The organism is Arcicella sp. LKC2W, from assembly GCF_034931005.1.
GTDB lineage: Bacteria > Bacteroidota > Bacteroidia > Cytophagales > Spirosomataceae > Arcicella.
In genome coordinates this window covers 1-13,143 of record NZ_JAYGIN010000037.1, presented here as the reverse complement: position 1 = coordinate 13,143, position 13,143 = coordinate 1, and the positions used below count along the sequence as shown (strand labels likewise).

Genomic DNA, 13,143 nt, shown 5'->3' with positions numbered 1-13,143 from the left:
GCCAGTTTAATTTCAAAAATTTACTTAAATCAACAGTTTTATTCCCTGAATTAGTCCCATTAAGATAAATGTCCAGCCAATTATTTGTTCAAAACGATTTTGGTTTAGGTATTTAAAAATCTTTTCACGTTGTTTGTAGGCAATGTACGCATAGACATAGTTGAGGGCAAAAGCCCCTGTGCTTGTTCCTAAAACGAAGAATAACTTATTGGTTAGCGTATAGATTTTTAGTAGTTGATAGTTTTGATAATTAACTAAAATAACAATCCAATAGGGGAGAAGTTGAGGATTAAAAAGCGAAAGGAAAAAGCCTTTGCCGACACTATTAATATGATTGGATTCGGTATTTTTAATTTCTGTTTTATTAGTCTTAGATGCGTTTATTTGAACAAAACCTAAGACTAATAAAATAGGAACAACTGCCCACTGCATGATACTAAAAACAGTTGGATATTTCTCGAAAATCATAACCCCTTCTACGGCTAAATATCCATAAATAATTTCTGGAATTACGCCACCCAAAGCCACTAAAAGTCCAATGCCCAATCCCTTTTTTAGGGTCATTTGAATAACCGACAAATTCAATGGTCCAGGGTGAATTGAACCAACGAAACTGATAAAAAATGTGAGGAGGAAAATGAGCATGGAAAGAGATTAAAACTTTAAAACAACCTGCATTTTATCAGCTTTGGCGATTTTTTTATAAAAGTCAATCATTTCTGTGTATGCCGTAGCAGGGTATTTTCCACGATTTCTAACAAATTTTCTAACATAAAACAGTTTGCCATCTTTTATCTGATTATCAGCGTAATAAGTACCAAATTTGCTTTCTAATTTTACCGCTTCTGGTTTGGCTTCTACTTGAATATTTTTGGGTAAAATATACGTTACTGTATCAGTCTCTGTATAAGTGTTTTTCAATTCTACTTCATGTACACGGGGTTTGTCGGATGCAGGCGGAATACTATTTTCTGCCGACATTAAGTTGGGTACCAAAAACATTCTTGTTCCACTTTTCGAGGCACATTTTCTAACGGCTAATGACAATTTAACCGTTGCAGATGGAACACGCTTTTTTTCTTCTTGGATACTAAACTTATTTAATTCAAAACTTGGAATCTCAATCGTATTAAAAAGTGCTTTTTTCTGGTCTTCTATACTCAAAACGGTATTCATATCGGCATAAGTTTCTTGTAAGATACCTGTAAAAACAGTAATTGCTTCAGCAGTAGCGTTGCCATCATCACCCAAATTAACGTCAATTTTTCTGTTTTGTTGATTATCTGAGGCTTTGAGCGTTGGCGTTTTTACTAATTTTCCACCTTCAGGGGTTGCCAAAAGAGCGTATCTGTCGGAGGTGAAAGTGCCTAAATATCCAAATGGATTACTTTGAGAAGTACATTCCAACCAAGCGGTATCAGTTTTCATAGGTACGCACAAAATGACATGATTAAATTGTTGTGAAGGAAAATCTGTTTGAATATCTCTCTGACCATTTCCGCCTTTAATAGAAGCATAAAAAGATTCAATACCAACACTTTTCAAGAGAGCTTTGGTGTAATTCGACAGGGCTTTACAGTCGCCATAGCCTTTTTCTGCTACTTGTTTGGCTTCAAATGGTTGCCAACCGCCAATGCCCAACTGAATGCTGATATACCGAGTTTTTGACTGTAAATATTCGTAAATTTTTTTGGTTTTTAGCATTGGGTCATTAATTCCTACGACCAATTTTTGCACTTCCTGCTTTATGTTTTCGGGTAAAATATCTCGATTTTTTGCTAACAAATTATCAAATTCGCCTAAGTCTTTCCATGTTTTGGCACTACCTCTGAAGCCCTCCGTTTCAAAGTCGGCGGGTGCTGTTAAAACTCCTTTTCCAAAGTGCGTCCATTTCGGAGAATAAGGTTCGTTTTCATACCTTTTCAATCCCTTTACGAGCCATGAATAAGATTTGCCACCTTCTACATCTTCAATCGTTGGGTTAGACATTCCGTTCAATAATTTGTAGCGTAATTCCATTCCAGCAGGCATTTTTATCTTAAAAAGTGAAGATTCTATGGTTACATTTTCTTCATCTTCTTGTGGAAACCATGAGGGATAAAAAAGCATATTTTTAGACGTAGTTTCGTAAGAAAACTCTACGGTAAACGGGAAAAGAGCATATTTGAAAGCTCCATATTTATAACGATTGTCAGAAAATAGAGTCCCTTCAGCATTGGCACTTCCATCTCTTATATCATCATTTTTTAGCTTTTTGACTTTCTCTCCTTTTGCATCATATAAAACCCCTTCAAAATCATTGACTTTACTTAATTTATCATAGAAAATAGTCATTGACGCATCTTTTAAGCCATTTTCATCTAAAATTGTGACAACTATATGATTTTTTTCAGTGGCTTCTCCCAAATTTTTTACTGTAAAAAACGTCTCACTCAACCGAATAACGGCATGAGCTTTTTCGGTTAATTCAGCAGGAATTTTATCGGCTGCCCATTGGTTTTGGGCTTGGAGATTTGTGAGTAAAAAAGAGAATATTATTAGGGTAAAAAGATTTTTTTTCATTTGAGGATTATTTACTTTTTCTGGTAGATTGTGTCTGTGCCACCCTGTGTGAACTAAAAGACTTTCCAAAACTCAACATTATTGTTTTTTTAATACAATTTGTTCTGCGTGTTTTTGTACAATTTGGTCATAGAATTTGCGAAGAGATTCATATTCTTCTGCCAAATAGGTAGTTTTTTTGAGACTGATTTTACTTGAAACTGTAATTTTCCCTTGGTCTTGCGTGCCAATTACAAACATAAATCGACCGCCATCTTCTGGTAAACTTACTTTTATACTTTTAGGAATTTCTTCAATAACATATCCTGCTGGAATGGTGTAAGTTGCCACAAAGGTTTCATCTACAAGTGTTCCAAAATCGACTGGGAATTTGCGTTCTGAGCCTGCAAATGGATTTTTTTCTTCGCCTTCACCAATCATCGGACTTAAATAGATAAGATTGCCTGCCACATTAGATTTTTCATTGATAGAGGTTTCAAATTTGGTAACTAATGGAACTGTAAAATCCTCGATTCCTTCAATTGATGTTTTGGTGATTTCCCAATTTGGGTGTGATTTTTTGAAGTTTTCGATGAATTTATCCTTCGTTTCTTTTTTGATTCTTTGTCGATAATCTTGTCCATAATATCCTGCAAAAGCAATATCCAAATTACCGTTAACCTGTCCTTCTGGAGTTATATTCATGTTCAGAATTAAGGTTTTTGACATTTTTTCTTTTGAGCTTAACGAAATCCAATCTGCTGTATTTTCTTGAATAAGTCGCCCGTTTTCATTTAAACAACGAATAGGCAAAACGCCTAATTTTGACATTGGTTCGGTAGCATCTAATAGCATCGGTTTTCCATCTACAATTGTATGGGCAATGACATAATTAAATTTTCTTTCAAGAACATAATTGTCCAAAACTCGTCCATTATCACGTGTACTTAGCACCACAGGGTCAGCTTGAAGCCCTAATTCTCTAAGCAAAACCACTAACAGAAGGTTTATATCGGCACAATTTCCTGTTTTGGTTTCAAAGGCTTTCTTCAAATTTGAACTTGAAAAAAATGAGGTATTACCATTCCAAGTCATATTTTTTGAAACATAGTCATAAGCCGCCTGAACTTTACTCAATGTATCTTTAGCGGTTACTTTTATGTTGGTCGCAACATCTTTGATAAAATGGCTCTTTTTTAATTGAAGACCAAAATTTTCGTAGTCATTCAAGGTTTTGGCAAAATCTTGCCATGTAATAGAATAATATTTGTGAGAACCACCTTTTGGCGTATATGCTGCAATTTCGAACTCTATTTGAGCCCGATAATCATCAATCGTGGTCATGAAAGGTTCTTCTTTGAGAGCAGGAACATCTTTCATTACCCAACGAAATTTATCTCCTAATTCGGATTCAACGTTGGGTCCAAAATTGATATTTTCTCCCTTTTTTTCAGAGATTAAAAAGGGTTCATATCCTTGTGATATTACTTGAAATTTATAAAATGATGGAATCATCACTCGATATTCACTCCAGATTGTTGGAATGCTTTTTTGAAATTCCCAAGCTTTGATTTCAGTATCAAAATCTGATGTGATTCGATAAGTATATTCTATGATTGAGCCTTCTTTGACACTTGGCAAGGAGATTTTTTTTTGTGAGTGATATTCGGAAATTTTCTCATCAAAAATGGATTCTTTTGAGAGTTTTTCTGTTACGATTTTCCCATCGACCAAATTGTAGGTTGCTCCTTTGAGGTCGCTAATATATTCTTTTCCGCCCGAACGAGAATGAGTGGTTAGAATAGCATGAGTAGCCCAGTCGTATCCAGCTTTTTTTAAGATTTTAATTCTACGATGTCTAAAATATATCATTTGTAAACCCACAACAGAACTATATTGATGATAACTTTCTCCATAATCTGCCAAAATCACCGCTTCAGCAGCCGTATCTTTTGGGTAAACTTTCATTTGGAGGTCTGCTATATCAATTTTCCCAAATTTGATGGGTAAATCCTGAGCAAAAGTTGAAAGATGAAACAAGGTAGAACACACGCAAAGAAGAGTGTACCTGAGGGTAGTGGAAACAAAAGGCATTGTGTAGGAATTTTAAGGGTTGATTTTGCAAACGTAAAACGTACTAATTTTCGGTGAATATAAGCAAATTTCGTGCTGAAAAACCAATGCCTTAAAATTATGTTGAGAAATGCCCGCTTACTACCTTCCATAAAGTGCTGACGGGAACAGGTTTAATGCCTCTGCGTTGTTGTTGAATGGAAATGTCGGCAATAATTTTCCAGTGTTGAGCCAAATCTCGGTAAGCTGCCCAAAGGGTATTTTTGGGGTCGTAGATATGCCCAGGTTCAGAACTTACGCCATTCAATTCCATAATTCTGATATTTTTTCCTTCGTACAAATCTTCAATTGATTTTACTTTCATGTCAAATCGTCCATAATGAAAACCATCAATTGGTAAAGCAATTTTATCGAAAATAGTATCTAATTGACTGTTTTTGAGGAAATTATTGTCTAAAAATTTCGTGCCTCTACAATGATTCCCGATGGGTTCAAGAATCCGTTTTTCACCTGCTTTTATGACCTCATTCATACCCATATCGCCAATACGTTTACGCATAGAATCAAGCTGAAATCTGGCTCGGGTTGATTGTTGCATCAATTGTTCAACGGTTGATTTTCCATCGCCAATAACCGAAAGAAATTCCTTGCGAGTTACCGATGAAACATGACCTTTTGTTTGGTCTGGATAGCGATAATACAAAACACCTAATTCAATGTCATAAGTAATGAATTCTTGAATGATAAAATCTTCATGAACATTACCGAGATATTCCATAAAATCATAATTACTGTATAATTTCTCGACCTGCGTACCTCTTTCTCCCACATTTGGTTTACAAATAATTGGGTACACTAAATCTTCTTGCATGAGTTTATCAAGGATAACTTTTAGCGGCGTTTCTTTCTTAATAAAAATGGTTTTGGGTAAATATTCCTTCTGAATTTGCCGAAGAATATCCATTTTAGATTCTCCAAAAAAACCACCGTAATCAATACAAGGGTCGGCATTGGTAAAAAATGTTAGTGAGCGAGTACGTATAGCCTGCCAAAGCCAATAAGGAAGTAATGGAATGTAAAACATCCACCAAGTCCAATATTCAAAATGGGTTAGTTTGATGAGCCAAAGTGGTAATTGTATCTTATTCATACTGTAAAAATACGGATGATTTGCAAATATGGATGTCGGATTGGTGACAGTTTTATGATTTTAGGAAAGATGTCTTCAGTCTGTAACTATTAAATTGACCGACTAAAGTCTGTGTTACTTCCCCTTTTAAATATTTTCGTTTAAACCAATTTTAGACGAGCATTGCCGTATCTCTACAACTTTACCCTAATTTTTCAATCTTTTCTATTAATTTTACACCTCCAAAAAACAGATATATTTTTGAAAACGATATTACTTCCCAAAATCCAGCATTCTTTCCAAACGGAAATACCTTTGCCTTCTTCTAAATCAGAATCTAATAGAGCCTTGATTATTAATGCCTTAGCGGGTGGAAAAGATAATTTGTCGAACCTTGCTGAAGCTCGTGATACCCAAACGATGATGCGTTTATTGGCTTCAGATGATGCCGTTGCTGACGTAATTGATGCAGGTACAACGATGCGTTTCCTCACGGCTTATTTTGCCGTAACGGGTCAGCAAAAAACCATGACGGGTACGCCACGTATGTGCGAGCGTCCGATTGGGATTTTGGTAGATGCTTTGCGTTCGTTAGGTGCTGATATTGAGTATGTTAATAAAGAAGGTTATCCACCTTTACAACTGAAAGGTTTTAATTTTTCGGGAAATAATCATTTGCAAATTCGTGGTGATGTTTCTTCGCAATACATTTCGGCCATTTTGATGATTGCTCCTTTGTTGCCCGAAGGTTTAGTGTTGGAAATTACAGGAGAATTAGGTTCAAAACCGTACATCGAAATGACTTTGAAGCAAATGGAAGCATTTGGTGCGACAATTTCGAGAAATTGGGATAATATGACCTTAACCGTTCCTGCTCAGAAATACGAGCCAATTCCGTATGCTATTGAGTCGGATTGGTCGGGAGCAAGTTACTGGTTTTCGGCAGTTGCACTTTCAGAAAATCAAGACGCAGAATTAGAATTATTAGGTTTGAAAGAAAATTCGCTTCAAGGAGACTCCGTTATTACAGATATTATGAGTCATTTGGGTGTGAAATCTGAATATACAGGACGTGGTTTTAAATTGACAAAAATTCCTGCGGATTCAGCTTTGGAATGGGATTTTACCAATTGTCCTGACCTTGCCCAAACAGTTTGTGTAGTGGCAGCAGCGAAAAAAGTACCTTTGACTTTGACGGGGATTGAATCATTGAAAGTAAAAGAAACTGACCGTATTTATGCTCTTCAAACTGAGTTAATCAAGATGGGGACGAAGTTAGAAGAAATAGAAACTAACCATAAATATTTACTCACGCCAGCCGATGTATTGACTGTGCCAACGTCAATCTATACTTACGACGACCACCGTATGGCAATGGCTTTTGCACCTTTATCTCTATTGATGGATGTAGTGATTGAAGAGCCAGATGTAGTAGTGAAATCATATCCTTCTTTCTGGAAACATTTTGAGAAAATACAATAAATTTTGTCGAAGTGAAAATAATTGAAAAGACCCAAAAATACTTTTGTAGAAGAAAGAAGCACGTTTCCATAACAAAAGATTAACATAGTAATAGATATATACTTCTTTGTTTAATTGCTTTTAATAGAACGTCGAACAAGATTTATTTTGATGAAATAGAGTCCTGCCAAAGTATTTTTTTGGTAGGACTTTTTTGCCTATATTTATCGTAATCTTCTGTTAATCAAAACCCTATGTATTTTAATTTATCTCCAAAAGTAAACACAGACACATTTTCAAATTTGGGACTAATCCACCCATTAATGATTGGAAATGAGTTCGCTACGCCTCCGATACAACTATCTGAAGAGTCGCAAAATGATTATGAAATTATCTGTAAATATGCCCTAAAACAGGGCTGGACTCAGTGGGTAGATTTCAAAATGTATCTTAAAGAAAATATTAGTGCAGTTGTCATTACCGATACCAGACAAATTATTCGATTTGCCAGTACAGGTTTTGAACGCATGACTGGCTATCCTCCTGAATTTGCGAAAGGAAAAAGTCCAAAATTATTACAGGGAAAAGACACCGAAACCGAAGTAAGAGAGACTATTCGAGAGGCAATTCAAAAACGAGAAATTGTTGATGCCGTTATTACGAATTATCGCAAAAATGGGGAGTCGTATTTGTGTAAAGTAACAATTTATCCCATGTTTAATAAGATAAATGAGTTAGTGAATTTTTTAGCCTTAGAAAGCGAAGTTTCGGAGTGAAACATAAAAAACGGGATAAAGTTTAGCTATAAACTTTATCCCGTTTTTGCATTAACAACTCATTAACAACAACTTGGTTCATTGATTGATAATTTGCAATATGATTTACTTAAAATCGTTTTTGTGTAAGCTATATCTTTAATCTTATCAAATAACCATGAAAAAAATACTACTGCTTCTACTCGTCTCCTTCAATCTTTTTGCTCAGAATCCACAAAGTAATCCCAAGAGGAGTTTCTCCATTACCAGTTTTTATCATAAAAATATTGTGTTTAACGATACCGTTTTTTATGATGTAGAGTATATTGATGCCCCTAAAATCGCCAACCCAGCTACGATTAGACGGATGACTACACGGGTTTCATTTGCGGATGCTTTTCCTAAAAATAATAAATACACCTATGATTCTATCCCCGAAATTGCTTCAATAAATGTCAATGGAATTTCTTTTGACAATAAGAAAATTCTCAATAAAATTCCTAATTACGAGATTTTACTGATAAAAACAGACTCAGCTCGTTCTTTCAGATATAATCCAGAAACTAAAGAGTATTTTGGAACAGCTCGTTATAAAAAACCACATTCGGTTATTTATCAAGACCACGCCAATATTCCCCGTGATTTTTACTTTTTCAAAGAATATACCCTTGAACCCATACGCTATAAATGCTCGTCGGATTCGCCCGTTTTAGATGTGTTCAGAACGGAAGATACCATTATCGTTTCGACAAAACCAAGAGTGATGATTGATGGAAGACTACAACCAAAATCCTATGATTATCAGCATATTGACGTAGCAAAAGTCAAGCAAATTGAAGTTTTTGGGAAGGAGGATGCTTTGAAATTCTTCGGACATAAAGCAAAGTCAGGATTAATTGCAGTTACAACAAAAGATAATAAAGCAAAACTGAATTGGGCTTTGGCGAATATTCGATTGATTGGCGAAATGCAAGATAAAAACGAGAAATGGAAAGTCATTACCGATACCGTTTTGACCAATATTGAACAATTTAATGCCTTTAGAAAAGCTGTTTATCAAGCTAATGGCCCTGTTTATTTAATCAATGGAGAATTTGAAACGGAAAAAGTAAACCGTAAAACCATTGATGCCGAAGCCATGCAAAGCATAAAAGTGGTAGCAGGAACGAAAAACAAACTAACGGTGACGAACCAAAATAGCCAGATGGTTTCGCAATTGATTGAACCGATTACGATTGGTAATGACACCGTTTTTATTCAAACCGAAAAAGAAAGATGGACGGCACACGCAGGCATCAGTATTTCAAGAGTATTGAGTGAGTTGAAACGTCTAAGAAATATCGAACCAGAACCTGTACCCATTTACATTCTTGATAATCAAGAAATTACTTCTGAAAAGCTCAAAGAATTTAAGAACAGAGAACTCGAATTTGTGGAATCGTTAGAAGGTTGCGATGCCATTTCGAGATACGGAAAACGAGCAGAATACGGAGTCGTCATTTATCGGAAGAAGAAATTAGAATAACACCCCATAGGCAATAAATGATTTTATTGCCTATTTTTTTTAACTTGCAACCATATAGTTATCAGTAAGTAACAGAGATTACAAAAATCAACAAATTCCCTTAAACGCAACCATATAAATAACTAAAAAGAAAACAGAACTATAAAGATTTATATGATAATCAACGCAGGCAGGGGGCAAAACCCTGCCTGCGTTAGTCAAGATTCTGATTGCTCATATAAATAAAGAATTTGAAAAAATTAACCCCTATTAACTATGTTTTCTATCAAAACTATGTGGTTGCAAAAAACAAAAAAATGAAAAAATCAATCAAATTATTTCTCCTAATTATCCTTGTTGCTCAAGGCTCGCAACTTGTAGCTCAGAAAAAAAACATCACCCTCGAAGACATTTGGGCAAAAGGTACATTTCGTTCGCAGAGCGTTCAGCAAATAAACTGGATGAAAGACGGAGCGTTCTATTCAGCTTTGGAAGGCGATAAAATCGTGAAACACCAAGTCACCGACGGAGCAGCCGTTGAAACCCTTTTTGATGCCGCTACCAGCGTTGAAAATCTTGGTAAAAAGGTTGCTATCGAAGATTATGCCCTTTCGGCTGATGAACAAAAAATATTGATTTCTACCGAAAGCGAGCCGATTTATCGTCGTTCTTCTCGTGAAGAAAATTTCGTTTATGACCTCAAAACCAAGAAATTAGTACAATTATCAAAAGGTGGAAAACAAATGTTCGCTACGTTTTCTCCCGATGGTTCAAAAGTGGCTTTTGTGCGTACCAACAATTTGTACATGGTTGACTTGGCAACAATGAACGAAAAACAAATCACGACAGACGGCAAGTGGAATCATATCATTAACGGTGCTTGCGACTGGGTTTATGAAGAAGAATTTTCGTTTGCAAGAGCATTTCAGTGGTCGCCCGATAGCAAAAAAATTGCCTTTATTTCATTCGACGAAACGAAAGTTCCAGAATACAATATGCAAATGTGGGGCAAATTGTACCCTACCGACTACAAATATAAATACCCAAAACCAGGAGAGGCGAACTCAACGGTTTCGGTATCTATTTTTAATCTTACTGACAGCAAAATTGCAAAAGTAGATATTGGTAAAGAAACTGACCAGTACATTCCAAGAATCCGTTGGACAAATGATGCTAACGTATTGTCATTGAATAGGTTAAATCGTTTGCAAAACAAAATGGAGATTCTTCATGCCGATGCCAATACAGGTAAAATAGACGTTATTTTGACCGAAGAAAGCAAGACTTACGTGGACGTTGAAAACTTTGCTGATGATGTTTATTATTTGGCGGATAACAAAAGCTTTGTGATGTCATCAGAAAAAGACGGTTTTAAACATTTGTATTTGTACGATATAACAGGAAAGTTGATTCGTCAAATCACGACTGGAAATTGGGAAGTAGCTGATTTTTATGGTATTGATGAAAAAACGAAAACTTTGTATTTCACCTCAACAGAAATGTCGAATATTGAAAGACAGTTATTCAGCATTTCTTTGGACGGTAAATTGAAAAAACAACTGACTACTGAAAAAGGCATGAATTCAGCCAATTTTAGCAAGGATTTCAAATATTATATTCTTCAAAATTCGTCTGCGAATAGCCCTTTGAAAGTGAGTTTATACAAAGCTCCGATGGGACAATTGGTAAAAGTTTTGGAAGAAAATTTGGCTTTGCGTAAAAAATTGGAAGAATATAATATTGCTCCAAAAGAATTTATGACCATCAAAACCTCAGAAAATATTGAGTTGAACGCATGGATGATTAAGCCAACTGATTTTGACCCAAAGAAAAAATATCCAGTATTTATGTTTTTGTATGGTGGACCTGGAAGTCAGCAAGTATTGAATCAATTTGACAATGGAAATTTCATGTGGTTTCAGCATTTGGCTCAAAAAGGGTACATCGTGGCTTGTGTGGATAATCGTGGAACAGGCGGAAAAGGAGCAGATTTTAAGAAAGTTACTTATTTGAATTTAGGTAAATTGGAAGTAAAAGACCAAATAGAATCAGCGAAATATTGGGGTTCATTGCCATACGTGGACAAAAGTAGAATTGGTATTTTTGGCTGGTCGTATGGTGGCTATATGTCGTCCAATTGTTTGTTTCAAGGAGCAGATTATTTCAAAACAGCCATCGCCGTTGCACCTGTTACCAACTGGCGTTTTTATGACTCAATTTATACCGAAAGATTCTTGAGAACACCACAAGAAAACGCCACAGGTTACGACGAAAACTCGCCTGTAACTTACGCCAAAAACTTAAAAGGCAATTTCCTTTTAGTACACGGCACGGGCGATGATAACGTACATTTCCAAAACTCGATTTCATTGGAAGATGCCCTAATCAAAGCCAATAAGCAGTTCCAATCATTCTATTATCCAAACAAAAATCACGGTATCTACGGCGGAAATACTCGCTTGCATTTATATACGATGATGACGAATTTCTTGGAGAAGAATTTGTAAGGGTTATCACTTCCCGAAAGTTATTTTTTACTTTCGGGAAGTTGAAAACGCTGGCATTACTTCTCGAATGTTTAATTCTCTGAAAGAACTTCTCGAAAGTAGAAAAAACTTTCGAGAAGTATAAAACGCCTACTTCACTTCCCGAAAGTTATTTACCCGCAATGGAATTGTTTCGGGAAGTTTAATTCTCTGATAGAACGTTCGATATTTTAACTAAATAAATACATTCTACTATGAAAAATTACGAAATACCCCTATTACCAGAAAATTATTACCACATTTACAATCATGCCAATGGAAGCGATAATTTATTCTTAAATTCTGAAAATTATCGTTATTTTTTACAGCGTTACGCTACTTTTATTAGTCCAATTGCTGATACATTTGCCTATTGTTTAATGCCAAATCATATCCATTTCCTCATTAGAATTAAAGCTGAGCCTGATTTGCAAAAGGCGTGTCAATACAAAACCCAATCAAGTAAAATACTTTTGGAAGAAGATATTCCTAATTTTTTAAGTCGAGAGTTTGCGAGCCTGTTTAGTTCATATTCACAAGCGTTCAATAGACAAAATGGGAGAAAAGGAAGTTTGTTTATGCCTAATTTCAAACGTAAACTTGTTGAAACGGAAGGGTATTTCACTCAATTAGTCTATTACATTCATGCAAATCCAGTTCATCATGGTTTTGTTAAAGATTTATCAGCATGGAATTATTCATCATATCACGCCTTTTTATCTCGCAAACAGACTAACTTACAAAGAGAAGAAGTATTGAATTGGTTTGGTAATGTAGATAGTTTTAAGGCATTTCATGAGGGAATGCCATTAACAGGGAAGTTGGATTTTGATTAATACCGTTTGACTTCCCGAAAGTTATTTCTACTTTCGGGAAGTTGAATTCGTTGATAAAACTTCTCGTATGTAGAAACAACATACGAGAAGTTGAGGAACCAAATAACGACAATACAAACATAAGTACACTTACAAAATGGCAAAACAAAACGGACTTATATACTTATTAATGCAAAACCTCACCCCCGACCCCTCTCCGATGGAGCAGGGCTGTTAAGTTCTAATGATATTGAAAAGTTCTTTGACATTTGCACGAAATAAAATTTGGCTATTGGTAATCGAGCTACCGTTAATTTTTCTGTGAATATTGATGGCTATC

9 protein-coding genes are annotated in these 13,143 nt (G+C 35.5%); 5 read left to right on the top strand and 4 right to left on the bottom strand.

All coding sequences use genetic code 11. The features are described 5' to 3' along the window. Positions 1–24 precede the first annotated feature (24 nt). From VB796_RS22360 to VB796_RS22345, 4 genes are all read right to left on the bottom strand, one after another. Positions 25–645: a LysE family translocator gene (locus tag VB796_RS22360; protein WP_323348820.1), complete on the bottom strand. Its 621-nt coding sequence runs from the start codon at positions 643–645 to the stop codon at positions 25–27. Positions 646–654: 9 nt separating this feature from the next. Then, entirely contained in the window at positions 655–2,562 is a 1,908-nt protein-coding gene (locus VB796_RS22355; RefSeq protein ID WP_323348819.1) for a DUF3857 domain-containing protein, read from the bottom strand. 78 nt (positions 2,563–2,640) lie between these two features. Then, positions 2,641–4,635 (bottom strand): transglutaminase domain-containing protein, encoded by a 1,995-nt coding sequence (locus tag VB796_RS22350; protein ID WP_323348818.1) that lies wholly within the window; start codon positions 4,633–4,635, stop codon positions 2,641–2,643. Positions 4,636–4,732: 97 nt separating this feature from the next. After that, positions 4,733–5,764 (bottom strand): hypothetical protein, encoded by a 1,032-nt coding sequence (locus tag VB796_RS22345; protein ID WP_323348817.1) that lies wholly within the window; start codon positions 5,762–5,764, stop codon positions 4,733–4,735. Positions 5,765–6,004: 240 nt separating this feature from the next. Here VB796_RS22345 and VB796_RS22340 point away from each other — a divergent pair, with 240 nt between their 5' ends. From VB796_RS22340 to VB796_RS22320, 5 genes are all read left to right on the top strand, one after another. Continuing rightward, complete coding sequence (locus VB796_RS22340) at positions 6,005–7,225, top strand: 3-phosphoshikimate 1-carboxyvinyltransferase (protein WP_323348816.1); 1,221 nt, start codon at positions 6,005–6,007, stop codon at positions 7,223–7,225. Between the two features lie 233 nt (positions 7,226–7,458). After that, positions 7,459–7,980: a PAS domain-containing protein gene (locus VB796_RS22335; protein ID WP_323348815.1), complete on the top strand. Its 522-nt coding sequence runs from the start codon at positions 7,459–7,461 to the stop codon at positions 7,978–7,980. 157 nt (positions 7,981–8,137) lie between these two features. Beyond that, positions 8,138–9,484: a hypothetical protein gene (locus tag VB796_RS22330; RefSeq protein ID WP_323348814.1), complete on the top strand. Its 1,347-nt coding sequence runs from the start codon at positions 8,138–8,140 to the stop codon at positions 9,482–9,484. Between the two features lie 296 nt (positions 9,485–9,780). Next, positions 9,781–11,970 (top strand): S9 family peptidase, encoded by a 2,190-nt coding sequence (locus VB796_RS22325; protein WP_323348813.1) that lies wholly within the window; start codon positions 9,781–9,783, stop codon positions 11,968–11,970. A gap of 233 nt (positions 11,971–12,203) precedes the next feature. After that, on the top strand, positions 12,204–12,824 hold the full coding sequence (locus VB796_RS22320) for a hypothetical protein (protein WP_323348812.1): 621 nt from the start codon (positions 12,204–12,206) through the stop codon (positions 12,822–12,824). The last annotated feature ends 319 nt before the right edge of the window (positions 12,825–13,143 follow it).

Coding starts and splice junctions, on each gene's coding strand:
- VB796_RS22325 (WP_323348813.1), top strand. CDS start 9,781: ATGAAAAAATCAATCAAATTATTTCTCCTAATTATCCTTGTTGCTCAA.
- VB796_RS22360 (WP_323348820.1), bottom strand. CDS start 645: ATGCTCATTTTCCTCCTCACATTTTTTATCAGTTTCGTTGGTTCAATT.
- VB796_RS22330 (WP_323348814.1), top strand. CDS start 8,138: ATGAAAAAAATACTACTGCTTCTACTCGTCTCCTTCAATCTTTTTGCT.
- VB796_RS22355 (WP_323348819.1), bottom strand. CDS start 2,562: ATGAAAAAAAATCTTTTTACCCTAATAATATTCTCTTTTTTACTCACA.
- VB796_RS22345 (WP_323348817.1), bottom strand. CDS start 5,764: ATGAATAAGATACAATTACCACTTTGGCTCATCAAACTAACCCATTTT.
- VB796_RS22320 (WP_323348812.1), top strand. CDS start 12,204: ATGAAAAATTACGAAATACCCCTATTACCAGAAAATTATTACCACATT.
- VB796_RS22350 (WP_323348818.1), bottom strand. CDS start 4,635: ATGCCTTTTGTTTCCACTACCCTCAGGTACACTCTTCTTTGCGTGTGT.
- VB796_RS22335 (WP_323348815.1), top strand. CDS start 7,459: ATGTATTTTAATTTATCTCCAAAAGTAAACACAGACACATTTTCAAAT.